This window comes from Mesorhizobium sp. B2-3-11 (assembly GCF_006442215.1).
GTDB classification, from domain to species: Bacteria; Pseudomonadota; Alphaproteobacteria; order Rhizobiales; family Rhizobiaceae; genus Mesorhizobium; species Mesorhizobium salmacidum.
The window spans coordinates 81,623-101,656 of sequence record NZ_VFVS01000016.1 but is presented as its reverse complement, the minus strand read 5'-3'; the positions used below and the strand labels follow the sequence as shown (position 1 = coordinate 101,656).

Annotated in this window: 13 protein-coding genes and 2 pseudogenes; 7 read left to right on the top strand and 8 right to left on the bottom strand. The window is 64.4% G+C overall.

Annotated features, from left to right (window positions below; all coding sequences use genetic code 11):
* Positions 1 to 74: 74 nt before the first annotated feature.
* Together FJ960_RS21120 and FJ960_RS21115 are read left to right on the top strand one after the other, a co-directional pair.
* Complete coding sequence (locus FJ960_RS21120) at positions 75 to 878, top strand: oxaloacetate decarboxylase (protein WP_140716514.1); 804 nt, start codon at positions 75 to 77, stop codon at positions 876 to 878.
* An 11-nt stretch (positions 879 to 889) separates the two neighbouring features.
* A pseudogene (locus tag FJ960_RS21115) lies at positions 890 to 1,888 on the top strand (proline racemase family protein).
* Between the two features lie 4 nt (positions 1,889 to 1,892).
* On the opposite strand, the gene FJ960_RS21110 reads toward FJ960_RS21115, so the two are convergent.
* Positions 1,893 to 2,603, bottom strand: coding sequence for a sulfate transporter family protein (locus FJ960_RS21110; protein ID WP_140716512.1), 711 nt, complete (start codon positions 2,601 to 2,603; stop codon positions 1,893 to 1,895).
* 118 nt (positions 2,604 to 2,721) lie between these two features.
* Positions 2,722 to 3,624, bottom strand: a complete 903-nt coding sequence (locus tag FJ960_RS21105; RefSeq protein ID WP_140716510.1) for an EamA family transporter — start codon at positions 3,622 to 3,624, stop codon at positions 2,722 to 2,724.
* Between the two features lie 275 nt (positions 3,625 to 3,899).
* Here FJ960_RS21105 and FJ960_RS21100 point away from each other — a divergent pair, with 275 nt between their 5' ends.
* Both FJ960_RS21100 and FJ960_RS21095 read left to right on the top strand, forming a co-directional pair.
* Positions 3,900 to 4,892, top strand: coding sequence for an adenosine kinase (locus tag FJ960_RS21100; protein ID WP_140509130.1), 993 nt, complete (start codon positions 3,900 to 3,902; stop codon positions 4,890 to 4,892).
* Between the two features lie 394 nt (positions 4,893 to 5,286).
* A complete protein-coding gene (locus FJ960_RS21095; RefSeq protein WP_140716508.1) occupies positions 5,287 to 5,985 on the top strand; it encodes an antitoxin Xre/MbcA/ParS toxin-binding domain-containing protein in 699 nt (232 codons plus the stop codon).
* A 47-nt stretch (positions 5,986 to 6,032) separates the two neighbouring features.
* Here the strand turns inward: FJ960_RS21095 and FJ960_RS21090 are convergent, their stop codons facing one another.
* From FJ960_RS21090 to FJ960_RS29935, 3 genes and pseudogenes are all read right to left on the bottom strand, one after another.
* Positions 6,033 to 8,312, bottom strand: a complete 2,280-nt coding sequence (locus FJ960_RS21090) for an NADP-dependent malic enzyme (protein WP_140509127.1) — start codon at positions 8,310 to 8,312, stop codon at positions 6,033 to 6,035.
* Positions 8,313 to 8,444: 132 nt separating this feature from the next.
* Positions 8,445 to 8,681, bottom strand: a complete 237-nt coding sequence (locus FJ960_RS29940) for a hypothetical protein (RefSeq protein ID WP_246672895.1) — start codon at positions 8,679 to 8,681, stop codon at positions 8,445 to 8,447.
* 76 nt (positions 8,682 to 8,757) lie between these two features.
* Positions 8,758 to 9,003: pseudogene (locus FJ960_RS29935) on the bottom strand (glycosyltransferase); the annotation flags it as partial.
* 23 nt (positions 9,004 to 9,026) lie between these two features.
* Here FJ960_RS29935 and mutS point away from each other — a divergent pair.
* Positions 9,027 to 11,798, top strand: coding sequence for a DNA mismatch repair protein MutS (gene mutS / locus FJ960_RS21080; protein ID WP_140716506.1), 2,772 nt, complete (start codon positions 9,027 to 9,029; stop codon positions 11,796 to 11,798).
* On the opposite strand, the gene FJ960_RS21075 is transcribed toward mutS, so the two are convergent.
* From FJ960_RS21075 to FJ960_RS21065, 3 genes are all read right to left on the bottom strand, one after another.
* On the bottom strand, positions 11,799 to 12,644 hold the full coding sequence (locus FJ960_RS21075; protein ID WP_140716504.1) for an aldo/keto reductase: 846 nt from the start codon (positions 12,642 to 12,644) through the stop codon (positions 11,799 to 11,801). It lies immediately after the preceding gene.
* Positions 12,645 to 12,733: 89 nt separating this feature from the next.
* Positions 12,734 to 13,126 carry a DUF305 domain-containing protein gene (locus FJ960_RS21070; protein ID WP_140716502.1) on the bottom strand — a complete coding sequence of 131 codons (393 nt, stop codon included), beginning with the start codon at positions 13,124 to 13,126 and terminating at the stop codon, positions 12,734 to 12,736.
* A gap of 43 nt (positions 13,127 to 13,169) precedes the next feature.
* On the bottom strand, positions 13,170 to 15,677 hold the full coding sequence (locus FJ960_RS21065) for a heavy metal translocating P-type ATPase (RefSeq protein WP_140716500.1): 2,508 nt from the start codon (positions 15,675 to 15,677) through the stop codon (positions 13,170 to 13,172).
* 622 nt (positions 15,678 to 16,299) lie between these two features.
* Between FJ960_RS21065 and FJ960_RS21060 the strand changes: the two genes are divergently transcribed.
* Together FJ960_RS21060 and FJ960_RS21055 are read left to right on the top strand one after the other, a co-directional pair.
* The gene (locus FJ960_RS21060; protein WP_140716498.1) at positions 16,300 to 17,103 is read left to right on the top strand and encodes a glycosyltransferase family 25 protein; all 804 of its coding nucleotides are present in this window, start codon (positions 16,300 to 16,302) and stop codon (positions 17,101 to 17,103) included.
* A gap of 89 nt (positions 17,104 to 17,192) precedes the next feature.
* On the top strand, positions 17,193 to 19,994 hold the full coding sequence (locus FJ960_RS21055) for a [protein-PII] uridylyltransferase (RefSeq protein WP_140716496.1): 2,802 nt from the start codon (positions 17,193 to 17,195) through the stop codon (positions 19,992 to 19,994).
* Positions 19,995 to 20,034: the final 40 nt, after the last annotated feature.

The following is a 20,034-nucleotide window of genomic DNA, read 5'->3' as shown; positions in this document are numbered from 1 at the left end:
CCAACCGCATTCGTTTGCCCGGCCACGAACAGCGCGGTAGCATCCGCCCCGACACTCGTCATGGGGGAGCATTCATGGACAACGGCAAGATTTTTCGCGACCTGCATGCCTCGACCTTCGTCATGCCCAATCCCTGGGATCCGGGCACGACGAAGCTGCTTGGCTCCTTCGGCTTCAAGGCGCTGGCCACGACCAGCGCCGGCTTTGCCTTTTCGCGCGGCCTGCCGGACGGAGCCGTGAGCTTCGACCAGATGATCCATCATTGCCGCGAGGTGACGGCGGCGACCGAACTGCCGGTTTCGGCCGATCTGGAGAAGGGCAAGGGCGACAGCGCCGAGCAGGCCGCCGAGACCATTTTCGCGGCGGAAGCCGCCGGGCTTGCCGGCTGCTCGATCGAGGACCACACCGGCGATCCGGACAAGCCCATCTATGAATTTTCGCACGCGGTCGAGCGTGTCGCCGCCGCGGTGGAGGCGGCGCGGGCGCTGAAGCGCGACTTTGTCTTCACGGCGCGGGCCGAGAATTTCCTCTGGGGCAAGTCCGACCTCGACGACACGATCAGGCGGCTGCAGGCCTTCGAAAAGGCCGGCGCCGACGTGCTCTATGCGCCGGGCATCGGCGACGTCGAGATGGTACAGACCTTGTGCTCGGCGGTCGGCAAGCCGGTCAATGTCATGGCGAAGCCCGGCTTCACCATCGCCGACCTTGCCGTGGCCGGCGTCAAACGGATTTCGCTAGGGCCGTGGCTGACCAATTTCGCCTACGGCATGCTGGAGACGGCGGCGCGCGAAATCCAGCAGGACGGCACGTTCGGCTTCACCCGCGCCGCCATGCCGTTCGGCAAGTTGCAGGCGCTGTACGGCAAATCCCAGGGCTAGGACGGGCCCGAATGAACCTTGCTGTCGTCGACATGCATACGGGCGGCGAGCCTCTCCGGATCGTCACAGGCGGTTATCCCAGTATTCCCAAGGGCACCATCCTGGAGAAGCGCGCCTATGTGCGCGACCATCTCGATCATTTGCGCAAACTGCTGATCTTCGAACCGCGCGGCCATTACGACATGTATGGCGCCCTGCTGGTCGAGCCCGATTTGCCCGGCGCGGACCTCGCCGTGCTGTTCATGCACAATGAGGGTTATTCGACCATGTGCGGCCACGCCATCGTCGCGCTCGGCCGTTACGCGATCGATCAAGGGCTGGTGGCCAAGCAGGAGCCGTTCACCACCGTGAACATCGAGGCGCCGTGCGGCCTGGTCGTCGCCTCGGTCGCGGTCAGCGACGGCAAGGCCGGTTCGGTGTCGTTCGAGAGCGTGCCGGCCTTCCTGTTTGCCCGCGACCAATAGATCGAGCTGACGGAATATGGCAAGATCGGTTTCGATGTCGCCTATGGCGGCGCCTTTTACGCGCTGGCCGACTGTCATCAATTCGGCTTGGAGTTCGGCCGCGACCGTGTGCGCGATTTCGTCGACGCGGCAACCGCGCTGACGAACCGGCTCAAGGCCGAGTTTCCGCTTTCGCATCCCGATCATGATGACCTCGCCTTCCTCTACGGCACCATCCTGACAGATGGAAAGGACGCCTTTTCCGGGGAAGTCACCAGGAATGTCTGCGTCTTCGCCGAGGCGGAGGTCGACCGCTCGCCGACTGGTTCCGGCGTCACCGCCCGGCTGGCGGCCATGCATGCCAAGGGCGAGATCGCCATCGGGCAGAAGCGCATTTTCGAGAGCATCGCCGGCTCGCGCTTTTCCGGGGTGGTGGCGCGAACGGCGAAGGCCGGCCCGTACGAAGCGATTGTCGCCCGCGTCGGCGGCCGTGCCTATTATTCCGGACGAGCCGAATTCATTGTCGAACCGGACGACGAGCTGGGGCGCGGCTTTCTCTTGCGCTGAAGGCTCAACCGCGTGCGGGACGGGCCGCTTCCCGTGCCGAGACCGCCTTGTGCAGATGCACCATCATGGCGGCGGCGAAGAGCGGCGTCAGCAGGTTGAGCAGCGGCACGGCGAGGAAAGCCGCGATAACCAGCCCGGAGAGAAACACCGTGCCGGCATACCGCCTGCGCAGGGCCCTCGCATCTTCCTCCGGGCGAAAGCGCATGGCGGCGAATTCGAAGAATTCGCGTCCGAGCAGGTAGCCGTTGACGATGAAGAAGGCGGCGACGTTGATGCCCGGCACCAGCAGAAGCAGCAAGGCGACGATGTTGCCCAGGATGACGACGCCAAAGAATTTTATCGCCAGCACCAGCGATCGCAATGCCGGCATGGCGCGTCCGGCCGGGTCGCCGGGGTAGTCGGTGCGCTCGACCACTTCGGCGACATCGTCGAGGAACAGGCCGGCGATGACGGCCGTGACCGGCGCGACCAGCAGCGCCATGCCGAAGGCCAACGCGATGGCGGCGATTAGTCCGCCCAGCCACCCGGCCCAGGACGGTATGCCGGGCAACGATGTCTGGAGCCACGGCAGGGCCAGCCATTCGACAAGGCTGGTCAGGCCGAACCAAAGGGCGACCAGCGCCAGCAGGGTCAGGCCAAGCGTCTTGATGAACACGGAGCGAAACGGAGGCGAGAGCAACTCCAGGGCCGCGCTGCGGGCAGCGTCGAAAATCACCGTGCTTCACCCCAACGTCAGCGGACACAGCCACAAGGCAGGACGTTCCCGAGATAGGCAGTGCGGCCCGCGAGCGCAAGCGCGGGCCGTTGCCAGCCTCGCACTCACCCGAATCTGCCTATCGGGCGGAGGCCGGCTTGCGGGCCGGTATGGTCATGGCCGCCACGCCGACAACGACAAAACCCATGCCGAGCCAAGCCGTGGGGCCCAGGCTTTCACCGAGGAACACGGCGCCAATGCCGACGCCGATCGGCACGCGCAGATAGGCCTGAGACGTCGTGCCGACCGACCCCAGCGTGTGGATCAGACGGAAATAGATGACGAAAGCCAGTGCCGTCGAAAACACGGACAGGCCGAGCAAAGCGAGTATGGAAGCCGCCGAAGGCGCCAGCGTCCACGGCTGGTCGACCGCCAGGCTGAGCGGCACCAGCATGATCGCGCCGCACAGCATCGAACCGGCGGCGGGAAGCATCGGATCGAGGCCCCTGAAGCCGCGGCCGAAAATGGCGGCGCCCGCATAGCACACCGTTGCCGCGACGATGGCTAGCTGTGCCCAGAGCTGGTGGCCTATGCCGCCAAGCGCCTGCGTGCCGACGATCAGGCATATGCCGGCAATGCCTGCGCCGACGCCGACCAGCTTGCGCGCCGTCACCGGCTCATGGCGGGTGATGAGCGCCGTCAGCAGGAAGGTGAAGATCGGCGAGGTGGCGTTGAGGATGGTGGCAAGGCCGGCGTCGACCGAACGCTCGGCGGCGGCGATCAGCGTGAACGGGACGACGCTGTTGAGGCAGGCCTGGAAGGCGAAGCGGCGCCAGCTTGCCGCGTCGCCCGGCATGGCAAGGCCGCGCCAGCGGATGACGGCGAACAGGATGGCGCCGGCGATCAGGGTGCGGGCGGCGATGAAGGTGATGGGCGGGATGGTCTCGACGCCGATCTTGATGAAGGTATAGGACGCCCCCCACAGCACCGCCAGCACGCCGAGCAACACCAGGTCGGTGGTCGTATCGCTCTTTGCTGACATGGGCTTGCCGCCTTCGGATCGGGATCGAACAAGCCCTTTTAGGCAACGCCACGGCGAAATGCTTCGGCCACGATCGAATTGTCGTAACGCCTGGGTACAACGAAAACCAACTGCAGAACTGTCTTGCAGGCGCGCAGTCGCGGGCTTCTTCGGCAAAGGACGGGCCTCGCCGCTACGCCGGCAACGACAGAAAATCGGTTGCCAGTTTTCAGGGTCATGCTGTAGACCCGCGCGGGCATGGCAAGAAGCCGGCTCGGGTTTTGGCGGAGACATTGATGCCGGATTATGACGTGCTTTGCATCGGCAATGCGATTGTCGACATCATCGCCCAGTGCGAGGAGGACTTCCTCGAGACCAACGGCATCATCAAGGGCGCGATGAACCTCATCGACACCCACCGCGCCGAATTGCTCTACAGCCGCATGGGCCCGGCGATCGAGGCCTCCGGCGGCAGTGCCGGCAACACGGCGGCTGGTGTCGCCTCCTTCGGCGGACGCGCCGCCTTCTTCGGCAAGGTCTCCAACGATGCGCTGGGCGAAATCTACGCGCATGACATCCACGCGCAGGGCGTCGCCTTCGACACCAGGCCGCTCGAGGGCGAGCCGCCGACGGCGCGCTCGATGATCTTCGTCACCCCCGATGGCGAACGCTCGATGAACACCTATCTCGGCGCCTGCGTCGAACTCGGGCCGGAAGATGTCGAGGCCGACAAGGCGTCGGGCGCCAAGGTCACCTATTTCGAAGGTTATCTATGGGACCCGCCGCGCGCCAAGGAAGCCATCCGGCAGACGGCGAAACTTGCGCACGCGGCCGGTCGCGAAGTCTCGATGACCTTGTCGGATCCATTCTGCGTCGACCGCTACCGCGACGAATTCCTCGACCTGATGCGCTCGGGCACGGTCGACATTGTTTTTGCCAACAGCCACGAGATCAAGTCGCTTTACCAGACTTCGTCCTTCGACGAGGCGCTGGCGCAGATCCGCAAGGATTGCAAGATCGCGGCGGTGACCCGTTCCGAAAAAGGCTCGGTCATCGTACGCGGCGACGAGACCGTGGTCATAAAGGCAACCACCATCAAGGAACTGGTCGACACGACAGGCGCCGGCGACCTCTACGCCGCCGGTTTCCTGCATGGCTATACACAGGGCCGAGACCTCCAGACCTGCGGCGATCTTGGCTCACTGGCGGCCGGATTGGTGATCCAGCAGATCGGCCCAAGGCCACGGCAGAACCTGCGCAAAGAGGCAGAGCAGGCGGGATTGTTGTAGGAACGCCTTTCCTTCTCCCCTTGTTGTGGGAGAAGGTGGCCGCGAAGCGGCCGGATGAGGGGTGTTCCAGCTTGGCAATGGCGGCACTCCGTCCAGCACCCTCAACCGTCTTGGGCGAGTCACGGGCCTCGCCCGCCCTTCGGGCCCCGCAGGGAGAAGGCAAGCGCGGACCGCTTCTCACCGTCGCGCAGTTGTCACAGACCGCTCCTAAAGGCAAATGCGATCGTGCCGTGACTGACATTTCGGCACGCTAATCAGGGTGTGGAGCAATGCAGGACAGCAATCTGTCGGATCGCTGCATCTGTTGCCGTCGCGCTTTCCATTTTCCGCCGTAACCGTTCTACAACCGGCCGCGGCTGAGGGAGGAGCGCGCGCGGCCCCAGAAGACAGATGCATGACCAGATTTCAGACTAAGACGACCGGCATCACGCAGGACGATTTCGCCGACATGGTGGCGGAAAAAGTCGAGCGTGCGCTTGCTCACTATGACGAGGCCATCAACGGCCCGACAATGATCTCGGTCGGCAAGATCGCCGGCAGCATAGCGTCCGCGGTCACCTTGCTGTCGCCCAAGCACCAGCGCGCCATCGACGCCATTCACGCCGACCTTCCCGGCCTTGCCTCGAAATTCGTGCGTGCGCTCGCGGCGGAAGCCGCGCGCCGCAGCGAAGCTGGCACGGTGGGGACGACGACGCTGTCGGCAGAGGCCGAAACGCTTCCCGCGCTTCCCCAGTCCGACGACCTAGAATCGATGCTGATCGAGGACTGGGCCGGCCGCGTCGCCGGCTCGACCTACCTCGAGGAAAACCTGCGCATCGCCCGCTCCACCCTGCACCGCTGGCAGAGACGGGGCGACGTCATCGCGCTGCGCAAGGGCGGTCGCAAGCACGTCTTCCCGCTGGCGCAGTTCGTCGACGGCAGGCCGGTGGCAGGCATAAGCGATGTGCTGGAGATCATCGGCAATCCAAGGCTCGCATGGCTGTGGCTGACCCGCCCAGCGGCTCAGCTCGACGGTCGCATTCCGATCGACCTGTTGCGCCAGGACCGGGCGGAGGAGGTGGTCGAGGCGGCGCGGGCGTTCGCGCGGGGGTGAGAGACCCAGTCTGATCGCCAGCTTTCGTCCGCCACGCCGACCGCTCCTCAAGTCCCCGCCGTATATGCCGCAATCGCCGCCATGTTCACAATATCGCTGTCCTTGGCGTTCAGCGAGACGATCTGCACCGGCTTGTTCAGGCCGACCAGCAGCGGGCCGATGACGGTCGAACCGCCGAGTTCCTGCAGCATCTTGGTCGAGATCGAGGCCGAGTGGAACGCCGGCATGATCAGCACATTGGCCGGGCCGGTGAGCCTTATGAACGGATATTGCGCCATGGCGCGGGCGTTGAGTGCCACGTCGGCTGCCATTTCGCCGTCATATTCGAAATCGACGCGGCGCTTGTCGAGGATGCGCACGGCTTCCTGGATGCGCTCGGAACGCTCGCCCTGCGGGTGGCCGAAGGTGGAATAGGCGAGCATGGCGAGTCTTGGCTCATAGCCCATGCGGCGGGCAAATCCGGCGGCCTCCTCGGCGATGTCGGCGATCTGCTCGGCGTTGGGCATGTCGTGCACTGCGGTGTCGGCGACGATCACCGTGCGGCCGCGCGCCAGCACGATCGAGACGCCGATGACGCGGTGGCCGGGCTTGGCGTCGATGACGCGCCTGATATCGTCGAGCGCGGTCGAATAGTTGCGGGTGACGCCGGTGACGATGCCGTCGGCATCGCCCAGCGCCACCATGCAGGCGGCGAAATGATTACGGTCGTTGTTGATCAGCCGCTGGCAGTCACGAAACAGGAAGCCTTTGCGCTGCATGCGTTCGTAGAGATAGTCGGTGTAGATCGAATTGCGGCGCGACAGACGCGCATTGATGATCTCGATGCCTTGTTTGTTGAGGTCAATGCCGGCGTGCCTGGCGTTCTCCTTGATGACGTCGTCGCGGCCAAGCAGGATGGCAGTGCCGAGCCGCTGGTTCACATAGGAGACGGCGGCGCGCATCACCTGCTCCTCCTCGCCTTCGGCGAAGACGATGCGCTTGGGCTGGCGGCGCACGCGGTCGTAGATACGCTGCAGGGTCGAGGCGATTGGGTCGCGGCGGGCGGAAAGCTCCTGCGCATAACGGTCGAGATCGAGAATAGGCTTGCGGGCGACGCCCGAATCCATTGCCGCCTTGGCCACGGCGATCGGAATGGCGGAGATCAGGCGCGGGTCGAACGGCACCGGAATGATGTAGTTGGGACCGAATTTCGGCCGGTTGCCCTGATACGCGGCGGCGACGTCGTCGGGCACGTCCTGGCGCGCCAGTTCGGCGAGCGCGCGAGCGGCGGCGATCTTCATGTCGTCATTGATGGTGGTGGCCCTGACATCCAGCGCGCCGCGGAAGATGTAGGGGAAGCCGAGTACGTTGTTGACCTGATTGGCGTAGTCCGAGCGCCCGGTGGCCATGATGGCGTCAGTGCGGATCTCGGCCACTTCCTCCGGGGTGATCTCGGGATCGGGGTTGGCCATGGCGAAGATGATCGGGTTCTTGGCCATCGACTGCACCATGGCGGTGGTCAGCGCCCCCTTGGCGGAAAGGCCGAGGAAGACATCGGCGCCGTCGAGCGCTTCGGCCAGGCTGCGCGCATCGGTCTTGATCGCATGCGCCGACTTCCACTGGTTCATGCCCTCGGTGCGGCCCTGGAAGACCACGCCCTTGGTATCGCACAAGGTGATGTTTTCGGGCGAAAAACCCATCGCCTTCATCAGTTCGATGCAGGCGATGCCGGCGGCGCCCGCGCCATTGCAGACCAGCTTCGTGGTCTTCATGTCGCGGCCGGTTACCTCCAGCGCGTTGATCAGGCCGGCGGCCGAGATGATGGCGGTGCCGTGCTGGTCGTCGTGGAAGACCGGGATGTCCATCAGTTCGCGCAGGCGCTGCTCGATGATGAAGCATTCCGGCGCCTTGATGTCTTCCAGATTGATGCCGCCGAAGGAGGGACCGAGGAAGCGCACGCAGTTGATGAACTCGTCGGCATCCTCGGTATCGACCTCGAGGTCGATGGAATCGACATCGGCGAAGCGCTTGAACAGCACCGCCTTGCCTTCCATCACCGGTTTGGAGGCCAGCGCGCCGAGATTGCCTAGGCCAAGGATGGCGGTGCCGTTGGAGATGACGGCGACCATGTTGCCGCGCGTCGTGTAGTCGAACGCTCTCGATGGATCCTCGGCGATGGCGCGCACTGGCACGGCGACACCAGGCGAATAAGCGAGGCTGAGATCGCGCTGCGTCGTCATCGGCTTGGTGGCGACGATCTCCAGCTTGCCGGGCCTGCCCATGGCATGGAATTCGAGCGCTTCCTGTGCGCTGACGGACGGACCGTTGTTCTCGGTTTTCCTGGCCATGATGCTTTTGATTTCCTCGCCGGTGGGACACCTTTTTGAAGCGGGTGCCTGTGTGCTTGCGAATTAAGACCACGGGCCGCCGCGTGTAAACCACGAAGCTCTGCAAAGCTGCTTCAAAGCGGACACGCTCGGTCAGGAGCCATTCTGCGCCACCCTGGATGCCATGATTTCATGCGCATGCTGGCGGGCCGTTGCCCATCGCCGCAGCGTCCTGGTTCCGCGGAACGGCCCTTGCGATAGCGGCGGTTGGCTGCTTCCCAGTCTCTTCAGCAGGTCGGCCAGGAATACTGTGAGTTCCTGCCGTTGAGCCCGCACCTTGGCCAGCGTGCGGTTGCGAATCTCCTCGCGCGGAATGGCGCGGTCGCGCAACGTCTCGACGGCGCGCCGGATCGGGCTCGGCGATGATGCAATAGTCCGGATTGAAAAAGACGTCCCGGCCGCCAAGACTAGGTGTGGTCACCACCGGCAACCCGGCCATCATATATTCCATGCTGGAGCACATTGCCCCTTCCGCCGCCGACAGACAGAGCCCGACCGCGGCCTGGTTGTAGACGCGATTGACCTCCTGCGGCGCCAGCCAGCCAGTCAGGCGATCACACCTCGAGCAATGCGCGCTGAATAGCCCCTTCCATGGAAAGATGGCTCGCGGTCTTCCCCTGCTTTCTATCCCCCCGGCATTAAACCGCGCCATCACATCTGCTAGCGTGCCGCGCCATGAACATGCACAGCCCGAACGAGCCCGACGCCGCCCCCGAGGTGATGACGCCGCCGCAGCCCGGCGCTGCCGCCGTCACTCCGATGATGGAGCAATTCATCGAGATCAAGGCGGCGAACCCGGATTCGCTGCTGTTCTACCGCATGGGCGATTTCTACGAGCTGTTCTTCGACGATGCCGAGAAGGCGAGCCGGGCGCTGGGCATCGTCTTGACCAAACGCGGCAAGCATCAGGGCCACGACATTCCGATGTGCGGCGTGCCGGTGCATGCGGCTGACGATTACCTGCAGAAGCTGATCGGCCAGGGATTCCGCGTTGCCGTCTGCGAGCAGATCGAGGATCCGGCCGAGGCCAAGAAGCGCGGCTCCAAATCGGTGGTGCGCCGCGATGTGGTGCGGCTGGTGACGCCGGGCACCATTACCGAGGACAAATTGCTGGCACCCTCGGAATCGAGTTTCCTGATGGCGCTGGGCAGGGTGAAGGGCGGAGCGGAGCCAAGAGGCGGGGAGCGCGGTAGCGCGACAGGGCACCAAGGAAGCTTTGCAATTGCCTGGATCGACATCTCGACCGGCGCCTTCCGCGTCGCTGAGACCACCGCCGACCGGCTGCTCGCCGACATCTTCCGTGTCGATCCGCGTGAGTTGATCGTCGCCGAGCCGGTGTTCCACGATCCAGAGCTGAAGCCGGTTTTCGACGTGCTCGGACGTGTCGCCAGCCCACAGCCGCCTTCGCTATTCGATTCGGCCTCGGCCACGGGACGGATCGCGCGCTTCTTCGAGGTGGCGACACCAGACAGTTTCGGCACGTTTTCGCGCTCCGAACTGTCGGCGATCTCGGGCGCCATCGCCTATGTCGAGAAGACGCAGAAGGCCGAACGGCCGCCGCTGTCGCGGCCCGAGCGCGAGGAGCAGGGCTCGACCCTGTTCATCGACCCGGCGACGCGCGGCAATCTCGAACTGCTGCGCACGCTGTCCGGCAGCCGCGAGGGTTCGCTGTTCAAGGCGATCGATCGCACGGTGACCGGCGGCGGCGCAAGGCTGCTCGCCGACCGGCTGATGGCGCCGCTCACCGACCCGGCGGCCATCGGCGCACGGCTGGATTCGGTGTCGTTCTTCCGTTCCGAAGTGCGGCTTTGCCAGGCAGTGCGGATGAGCCTGAAGAGTGTCGCCGATATGCCGCGTGCCCTGTCCAGGCTGGCGCTCAACCGGGGTGGCCCGCGCGATCTCGGGGCGCTCCGCGCCGGCTTCGAGGCGGCAGGCGCCATCGCTGAAACCTTTGCCGCGATCGCCCTGCCCCAGGAATTGGCCGGCGCGATGGCCGCGATTCAGGCGCTGCCCAAGACACTTGCCCAACATCTCACCCGGGCGCTCGGCGAGGAACTGCCGCTGCTCAAACGCGACGGCGGTTTCGTTCGCGGCCGCTACCATGCCGAACTCGACGAGATGCGGGCGCTGCGCGACGAGTCGCGCAAAGTGATCGCCGGGCTGGAGCGCTCCCTGATCGAGGAGACCGGCGTCCGTTCGCTGAAGATCCGGCACAATAACGTGCTCGGTTACTACATCGAGGTGACGGCCAACCATCATGCCGTCATGACCGGCAGCGATGGCGCCAAGGCGCGCTTCATCCATCGCCAGACCATGGCCAATGCCATGCGCTTCACCACGACCGAACTCGCCGAACTGGAGACCAAGATCGCCAATGCCGCCGACCGGGCACTGAGCATCGAACTGGCCGCCTTCGATGCGCTGACGGCCGAAGCCGTCGGCCAGGCCGAGGCGATCCGCGCCGGCGCCGATGCGCTCGCCGTGCTCGACGTGTCGGCGGCACTTGCACTTTTGTCGGAAAGCGAGAGCTGGTGCCGGCCGGTGGTGGATTCCAGCCTTGCCTTCGAGATTTCAGGCGGCCGGCATCCAGTGGTCGAACAAGCGCTGCGCCGTTCGGGCGAAGGCCCGTTCGTCGCCAATGATTGCGACCTCTCGCCGGAGGGAAATGCCAAGAACGGCGCGATCTGGCTGCTGACCGGCCCGAACATGGGTGGTAAGTCGACGTTCCTGCGGCAAAACGCGCTGATCGCGATCCTGGCCCAGACCGGCTCCTTCGTGCCGGCGGCGTCTGCCCATATCGGGGTCGTCGACCGGCTGTTCTCGCGCGTCGGCGCGTCGGACGATCTGGCGCGCGGCCGTTCGACCTTCATGGTCGAAATGGTTGAGACGGCGGCGATCCTCAACCAGGCCGGCGAACGCGCGCTGGTGATCCTCGACGAGATCGGCCGCGGCACCGCAACGTTCGACGGCCTGTCGATCGCCTGGGCGGCGGTCGAATATCTGCACGAGAAGAACCGCTGCCGGGCGATCTTCGCCACCCATTTCCACGAGATGACGTCGCTTGCCGGCAAGCTGGCGCGGCTTTCCAACGTCACCATGCGGGTCAAGGAATGGGAGGGCGACGTCGTTTTCCTGCACGAGGTCGGCAAGGGCGCCGCCGACCGCTCCTACGGCGTGCAGGTGGCGCGGCTCGCCGGCTTGCCGGAAGCGGTGGTCGAACGGGCCAAGGCGGTGCTGCACCAGTTGGAGGAAGGCGAGGTCTCCGGCAAGACCAACCGGCTGGTCGACGACCTGCCGCTATTTTCGGTGGCGGTAAAGCGGGAAGCGCCAAGGCCGATGAAGAGCGACGCGCTGGGCGCGGCACTGGGTGACATCAACCCCGACGAGATGACGCCAAAGGAAGCGCTGGAGGCGCTTTACCGGCTGAAGGGACTGGCGGGGAAGTAGTCAGATCATCTCCAGCCCACTCTTCCGGCTGGGTGGCGGGAACGCACTGTCGAGATCGGCGATGTCCTGCGGCGTAAGCTTTATGTCCAGTGCGGCAAAATTCTGGCGGACGTGCGCCTGGCTGCCCGCCTTGGGAATGGCGATGACGCCGTCCTGCTGGATTACCCAGGCCAGGGCGATTTGCGCCGCGGTTGCGCTGTGACGGGCTGCGACCTCGGCGAGCCTGGCATTGTATGCCAGCGCGCCCTGCTCCACCGGCGAATAGGCCATTAGTGGGATGCCACGTTTCCTCATCCAGGGCGTGAGATCGAATTCCGGGCCGCGGCGGACCAGATTGTAAAGCACCTGGTTGGTCTGTACCTTGTCGCCGTCGGACAGGAGTCCCAATTCCTGCATCTCGTCGGTGTCGAAATTGCTGACGCCCCAATGCCGGATCTTGCCGGCTTTTTTCAGCGCCTCGAAGGCTTCGACCGTTTCCGATAGGGGCACGCTGCCCGGCCAATGCAGAAGATAGAGATCGATGCGGTCGGTGGCGAGGCGCTTCAGGCTGTTCTCGCAGGCGCGCTGCAGGCCGGCCTGCGAAGCGTTGGAAGGCAGGACCTTCGACACCAGGAAGACCTCGGCGCGGCGCCCGGCGATAGCTTTGGCCACCACTTCTTCCGCACCGCCGCCGGCATACATTTCGGCGGTGTCGATCAGCGTGACGCCGAGGTCGAGACCGAGCTTGAGGGCATCTACCTCCTCGGAGCGCCGGCGCGAATCCTCGCCCATCTTCCACGTACCCTGGCCGAGAACGGGTATGGCCTCGCCGCAGGGCAGCGTGGTGGTCCTGACGCTCGATTCCATGGCCTGGCTCCGTGGTACCCGATCGCATCGAGCCGCGACGAGACTCCGGAAGGAGTTCTCGCCGGGCCCTGCTTGGCGATGCCGGAAGCTTACTTCACCGGATGGGCGGCGAGCCAGTCCCGCATCTGCTTGATTTCGGCTTCCTGCGCGGCGATGACGCCTTCGGCGAGCTTGCGGATTTCCGGATCCTTGCCGTTGGCCAGCTCGACCTTGGCCATGTCGATCGCGCCCTGATGATGCGGAATCATGCCGCGGACAAAATCGACATCGGCATTGCCGGTATATTGCGAGGCCATCATGCCGGTATGCATCTTGTCCATAGCCGCCTTGTAGCCCGCCGTCGAAGGGCCTTCCGCCCCCATGGCCATGGCGCCCATGTCGTGCTTCATCTCCTCGCTCTGCGCCGGCACGCTTTCAAGGAAGACGGCAAGCAGCATTCCGGCGGCCATCAGCAGCAGCACGAGTTTTTTAGCCAAGGTCATTCATGGTCTCCTGTTGGTTGGGTTTGGTATCTGGGAGTTGATCTCAGAGTTTCAATGTTCTGAGCCGCAATGCGTTTGCGATCACCGAGACGGAGGACAGGCTCATCGCCGCCGCCGCCAGCATCGGCGACAAAAGCGTGCCGGTGAGCGGATAGAGCACGCCGGCGGCGACCGGCACGCCGAGCACATTGTAGAGGAAGGCGAAGAACAGGTTCTGCCGGATGTTACCGATGGTCGCCTGGGCCAGGGTACGGGCGCGGACGATGCCGTTCAGGTCGCCCTTGACCAAAGTGATGCCGGCACTCTCGACCGCGACATCGGCGCCCGTTCCCATGGCGATGCCGACATCGGCGGCGGCAAGCGCCGGCGCGTCGTTGACGCCGTCGCCGGCCATGGCAACGCCGGCACCCCTGCCGCGCAGTTCGTCGACGAGCGCCGCCTTCTGTTCCGGCAACAGACCTGCCCGAACCTCGTCGATGCCGAGACGTCCAGCGATCGCCTTGGCGGTGCGCTCATTGTCGCCGGTCGCCATAATGATCCTCAGCCCGCTATCATGCAGCGCCTTGATCGCCTCGGTCGTGGTCGCCTTGACCGGATCGGCGACGGCGACGATGCCGGCCAGCTTGCCGTCGACAGCGACGAACATCGCCGTCTTGCCATCGCCCTGCAACGCTTCCACGCTGGCCAGGATTGCGGAAACGTCGATGGCGAGATCGGCCATCATCACGGTATTGCCGAGCGCGACCCTCTTGCCCCATACCGTGCCGGAAACGCCCTTGCCGGTAACCGCTTCGAAGCTGCCGGCCTCGGCGATCTTCACGCCGCGCTGGCCCGCCCCGTCGACGATGGCCTCGGCCAGCGGGTGCTCCGAGCCTTTTTCCAGGGTCGCGGCGTATACCAGCAATTCGTCCTCGGAAAAGCCACTGGCAGCCACGACGTCGGTCAATTTCGGCCGGCCCTCGGTCAGCGTGCCGGTCTTGTCGACGATCAAGGTGTCGACAGCGGCGAAGCGTTCAAGCGCGGCGGCTTCCTTGATCAGCACGCCGGCATGCGCGCCGCGCCCGGTGGCGGTCATGATCGACATCGGCGTGGCGAGACCCAGCGCACAGGGACAGGCGATTATCAGCACCGAAACCGCCGAGACGATGGCGAAGATCAGGCTGGGCTCGGGGCCGAAGACCGCCCAGGCGACAAATGCGGCGATCGCGACGAGGACGACGGCCGGGACAAAATAGAAGGAAACGCGGTCGGCCAGGCCCTGGATCGGTGCGCGCGAGCGCTGTGCCTTGGCGACGAGTTCGACGATGCGCGACAGCGTCGTCTCGGCGCCGATCCGTTCGGCGCGCATGATCAGCGAGCCATTTTTGTTGAGCGTGCCGCCGGTCAAGGCGTCGCCTTCGGCCTTCTCGACCGGCAAGGGCTCGCCCGTGATCATCGATTCGTCGATGGAGGAGCGGCCTTCGAGTACCGTGCCGTCGACCGGCACGGCATCGCCGGGCCTGATGCGCAGGCGCTCGCCGGTCTTGACGTCGTCCAGCGGCACATCGCTCTCGGAACCGTCCTCGGCGATTCGCCGTGCGGTCTTCGGCGCGAGGTCAAGCAGAGCTCGGATCGCCGATCCGGTCTTTTCGCGGGCGCGCAGTTCCAGCACCTGGCCGAGGAAGACCAGCGCCACGATGACTGCGGCTGCCTCGAAATAAACCGGCACCGCACCGCCATGGCCGCGAAACTGATGCGGAAAGATGTCCGGGAAGAGCGTGGCGGCGACGCTGTAGAGATAGGCGGCGCCGACGCCAAGCGAAATCAGCGTCCACATGTTGGGGCTGCGGTTGAGGATCGAGTCCCAGCCGCGATGGAAAAACGGGAAGGCGGCCCAGAGCACCACCGGGCTCGCCAGGACCAGTTCGATCCAGACCTTTGCGCGATCCTCGACCAGGCCCTCAAGCGACAGGCCTATCATCGGCGCCATGGCGACGATCAGCAGCGGGACCGACAGCACCGCGCTCACCCAGAGCCGTCTGGTGAAGTCGACCAGTTCGGGATTTGGCCCTTCATCACCCATCGGCACGCCCATGGGCTCGAGCGCCATGCCGCAGATCGGGCAGGAGCCGGGCTTGTCGCGGATGATCTGCGGATGCATGGGGCAGGTGTATTGCGTGCCCTTGGGCACCGGCGCCGGCGCCGGCCTGCCGCCGAGATAGGTTTGCGGCGCCGCCTCGAACTTCGCCTTGCAGCCGGCGGAGCAGAAATAAAACCCTTGGCCTTCATGGCGGACAAAATGTTTCGCCGTCGCGCGGTCGACGCTCATGCCGCAGACAGGGTCGGTCGCCGTCAGGTAGCTTTCCGGCTCGGCCTGAAACTTCGAACGGCAGCGCTCGCTGCAGAAATGATAGAGGCGGCCGCCATGCTCGAATGTCGGTTTGCCGGCGGCCGGATCCACGGTCATGCCGCAGACCGGGTCGCGCAGAACCGCATCCGAGGCAGCGCCTTTCGGCGTGCAACAGCCGCGATGCGAGCCGTGCGTGTGGTGATCGTGATCTGAATGCGTCATTCTAAAAATGCCTTGATTGTCACTGCTTCAAAACCCGAGGTAGTGCTTCCAGTAACTGGAAGGTCAAGGGCCGTTTTGGTTTTCCGCATTTCAAGCCCCGTGAAATCGATCGACCCCCCTGCACAAAGGCCGAGCTCGTGCCACAGGGACCGCGAATGGGCTTGTCGCAAAATGCAGGAAGCCGATCGCCGAAAGAATCATGGTGGAAGGCGGACGAACCGTGCAGTGGATCGTCGAATTCTGCAGAGGTCGGCGACACATTATCGTCCCGGCGCCTAAGCTTGCCTGACGGCCGACAGGTCCACATCCTACGGCACAGGAATGCGCTTGGGCGTCGCGGGAAGAAAGCCAGCCGGCACCGCGGCGGAAATCCCCAACACTCCTCAAGGTAAGTATAGGCCTCAGTGTTGCTTGGACCCGCCCATGCGGCGAGCGGAGGCAGAAATTGAAACCCACGCCTCCCCTAAAAATCCACAGTGATGTCGGCCAATTGAGGGGCAAATAGCCCTATTGTCCTTTCGTTTGATTACAACGCAAAACCTTTCGCAAGAAAATAGGAGACGCCGGCTCCACATGTGCTATAGAGCCTGCCATCCCAAGAAAAAATAAGTTTTGTTGAAGAATGAAGCGCCTGGTCATCAACCTCGATCGATCTCCCGACCGGCTTGCCCATACGACGGCGGAGTTTGCGCTCATCGGCCTCGGATTCGAGCGGGTTGCCGCAATCGATGCAAGGGACCATCCGGAGCTCATGCTGCAGCGCCAGCATCCACTGTATGCGGTGCGGCGCCTGTCCGGCAGCGAGATCGCATGCCTGCACAGCCATCGCGCCTGCTGGACCATTATCGCGCAAGACGACGCGCCCTATGGCGCCGTCTTCGAGGACGACATGGTGTTTTCCGCGAAAGCCGGTGCGCTGCTTGCCGATACTAGCTGGATTCCGGCCGATGCCGATGTCGTCAAGCTCGAGACATTCTTCCACACAACCGTGATCCAGAGGGAGAGGTTTTCCGTCGGCGGCGGTTTTTCGCTGTTCAGGCTCCGCAAGAACCACATCGGAACTGGCGGTTACCTGCTCTCCCGGCAAATGGCACGTGCCCTTCTCGAGGCGACCGCCGACGTCAACGTGGCGGTGGACAGTCTCATCTTCGACCCTGCGTTCGCTACGTCGAGCGGCAAGACGATCTACCAGCTGGTCCCGGCGCTCTGTGCGCAGGAGCAGTTCGTGGGCAACAGGTTGCCGAGCCTGGTTGAACCGGGACGGGAGGCCGAGTGGGTCGCAAGCGGGCTCGCCGGCGGACACAGGATGCCGGCTCTCGCGCGGATACGCAGGGAGGCCCGGCGGGCAGCGCGGCAGATCACCGATCTCTGCAGGCTGCGGCGGCAGATTGTCGTACCGCTCGCTCCAGTCGAGGCAAACGACTAGAGCGTTTGCCGGATCGACAGCAGGCCCATACCCAGCGCCACGAAAACACGCTATAGACGCCGCCCAAAAGGCAGGGCCAACCGGTATCCATGGCGAAAATTTCCCTGAAGCTCGATGAATTGATCGACGGCGACGCTTTGCGCCGCGAGATGACCGCGCTGACCGCGGCCAGTGCCGGCGACGGTTCCAGCCAAGCCATCCGTGCTGCCGTTCTTCAGCTTCTCAAGGGGCGCCTCGCCGAGGGCCGCAAGACAGCCGAGGCCATGCTGAGGCAAGATGGCGGCGGCAACGCTTGCGCCGAACGGCTGTCGCACCTGATGGACGAGCTGATCTGTGCGCTCTACGACTTTGCCGCGACGCATGTATACCGGGTGAAGAACCGGTCCTCGGCCGAACGCATGGCGGTCGTTGCCGTCGGAGGCTATGGCCGCGGCACGCTGGCGCCGGGATCCGACATCGACCTCCTGTTCCTGCTGCCCTACAAGCAGACGCCGTGGGGCGAACAAACAGTCGAGTACATGCTCTACATGCTGTGGGACATGGGGCTGAAGGTCGGCCATGCCACCCGCAACATCGATGAGTGCCTCAGGCTGTCGCGCACCGACATCACCATCCGCACCTCGATCCTGGAAGCCCGTTTCCTGTGGGGCGAGCGCAAACTCTATGACGAGCTGATGCTGCGCTTCGACCATGAGGTGGTGCGCACGACCGGCCCGGAATATGTGCAGGCCAAGCTCGCCGAACGCGACGAGCGCCATGCCAAGGCCGGCGAAAGCCGCTATCTGGTCGAACCCAACGTCAAGGACGGCAAGGGTGGGTTGCGCGATCTGCAGACGCTGTTCTGGATCGGCAAGTATTTTTACCGCGTGCGCACCGGTGAGGAACTGGTCGAGAAAGGCGTCTTTACCGAGGCCGAGTATCGTGAGTTTCAGAAGGCCGAGGATTTCCTGTGGGCGGTGCGCTGCCACATGCATTTCCTCATGGGGAAGGCCGAGGAGCGGCTGCATTTCGACATCCAGCGCGAGATCGCCGAACGGCTCGGCTATACGACCCATCCCGGCCTGTCGGCTGTCGAACGCTTCATGAAGCACTATTTCCTCGTCGCCAAGGATGTCGGCGACCTGACCCGCATCTTCTGCGCCGCGCTGGAGGAAGAGCAGGCCAAGCACGTTCCCGGCTTCAACCGCATCTTCCTCACCTTTCAGCGCCGTAAGCGCAAGCTTGCCGGCACGTCCGACTTCATCGTCGACAACCATCGCATCAACATCGCCGACGACGGCGTCTTCGAGCGCGACCCGGTCAATCTTCTCAGGCTGTTCTGGTTCGCCGACAAGCACGGGCTGGAATTCCATCCCGATGCGCTGAAACTGCTCACTCGTTCGCTCGGCCTGGTCAACAAGTCGCTCAGGCGCGACGAGGAAGCCAACCGGCTGTTCCTCGACATACTGACCTCGGACCGCAACGCCGAACTCAACCTGCGGCGCATGAATGAGGCGGGGCTGCTGGGCCGGCTGATCCCGGATTTCGGCAAGATCGTCGCCATGATGCAGTTCTCGATGTACCACCACTACACGATCGACGAGCACCTGATCCGCTGCATCGGCGTGCTGGCCGAGATCGAGCGCGGCGACGGCGAGAAGGTGCATCCGCTGTCGCATTCGCTGATGCCGGGCCTGAAGAAGAGCCGCGAGGCGCTCTATGTCGCCGTGCTGCTGCACGATATCGCCAAGGGCAGGCCTGAAGACCATTCCGAGGCCGGCGCCAGGATCGCGAGGCGGATCTGCCCGCATATGGGGCTTTCGCCGGCCGATACGGAAACCGTCGCCTGGCTGGTCGAGAACCACCTCGTCATGTCGATGACGGCGCAGACCCGCGACCTCAACGACCGCAAGACGATCGAGGACTTCGCCTCGATCGTGCAGTCGGTCGAGCGGCTGAAGATGCTGTTGATCCTGACCGTCTGCGACATCAGGGGCGTCGGACCGGGCGTGTGGAATGGCTGGAAGGGCCAGTTGCTGCGTACGCTCTACTACGAGACCGAACTGCTGCTGACCGGCGGCTTTTCGGAAGTCTCGCGCGCCCAACGCACGGCGGCAGCGCGCGAACGCCTGGCGGAGGCGCTCGCCGACTGGCCCGACAAGGCGCGCAAGCGCTATGTCAGGCTGCATTATGAAAACTATCTCCTGACCGTGGACCTGCCGGACCAGCTCCGCCACGCCGAATTCATTCGCGAGACGGACGCGGCTGGCAATAAGCTCGCCACCATGGTCAAGACCCATCAGTTCGAGGCGGTGACCGAAATCACCGTGCTGGCGCAGGACCATCCCCGTCTTCTCTCGGTCATTGCCGGGGCATGCGCCGGGGCCGGCGGCAACATCGTCGACGCGCAGATCTTCACGACATCGGATGGCCGCGCTCTGGACACGATCCTGATATCGAGGGAGTTCGATCGCGACGAGGACGAGCGCCGGCGCGCCGAGCGCGTCGGCCGGCTGATCGAGGACGTGCTGTCGGGCAAGAGCTGGCTGCCGGAGATGATCGAGAAACGCACCAAGCCAAGGCGCGGATCCAAGGTGTTCAAGATCCCGCCGCGCGCCGAAATCCGCAACGCGCTGTCGAACCGGTTTTCGGTCATCGAGGTCGAGGGGCTCGACCGCCCTGGCCTTTTGTCGGAGATCACCCGGACGCTGTCCGACCTGTCGCTCGACATTGCCTCGGCGCATATCACCACTTTCGGCGAGAAGGTCATCGACACCTTCTACGTCACCGACCTCACCGGCCAGAAGATCGACAGCCCAGCCCGCATCGCCACTATCCGCAACCGGCTGATCGCGACGCTCGAAGGCATCGTGCCGGAACGCGGCGGCAGGTCCAAGGCAGCCGCCGAGTGACGGCCATCATCCCCTTCTCCCAGTCCCACAGGTAGTTTGC

Excerpts from the sequence above, each read along its gene's own strand:
- FJ960_RS21120 (WP_140716514.1), top strand. The coding sequence starts at position 75 with ATGGACAACGGCAAGATTTTTCGCGACCTGCATGCCTCGACCTTCGTC.
- FJ960_RS21105 (WP_140716510.1), bottom strand. The coding sequence starts at position 3,624 with ATGTCAGCAAAGAGCGATACGACCACCGACCTGGTGTTGCTCGGCGTG.
- FJ960_RS21100 (WP_140509130.1), top strand. The coding sequence starts at position 3,900 with ATGCCGGATTATGACGTGCTTTGCATCGGCAATGCGATTGTCGACATC.
- FJ960_RS21095 (WP_140716508.1), top strand. The coding sequence starts at position 5,287 with ATGACCAGATTTCAGACTAAGACGACCGGCATCACGCAGGACGATTTC.
- FJ960_RS21090 (WP_140509127.1), bottom strand. The coding sequence starts at position 8,312 with ATGGCCAGGAAAACCGAGAACAACGGTCCGTCCGTCAGCGCACAGGAA.
- mutS (WP_140716506.1), top strand. The coding sequence starts at position 9,027 with ATGAACATGCACAGCCCGAACGAGCCCGACGCCGCCCCCGAGGTGATG.
- FJ960_RS21075 (WP_140716504.1), bottom strand. The coding sequence starts at position 12,644 with ATGGAATCGAGCGTCAGGACCACCACGCTGCCCTGCGGCGAGGCCATA.
- FJ960_RS21070 (WP_140716502.1), bottom strand. The coding sequence starts at position 13,126 with ATGACCTTGGCTAAAAAACTCGTGCTGCTGCTGATGGCCGCCGGAATG.
- FJ960_RS21065 (WP_140716500.1), bottom strand. The coding sequence starts at position 15,677 with ATGACGCATTCAGATCACGATCACCACACGCACGGCTCGCATCGCGGC.
- FJ960_RS21060 (WP_140716498.1), top strand. The coding sequence starts at position 16,300 with ATGAAGCGCCTGGTCATCAACCTCGATCGATCTCCCGACCGGCTTGCC.
- FJ960_RS21055 (WP_140716496.1), top strand. The coding sequence starts at position 17,193 with ATGGCGAAAATTTCCCTGAAGCTCGATGAATTGATCGACGGCGACGCT.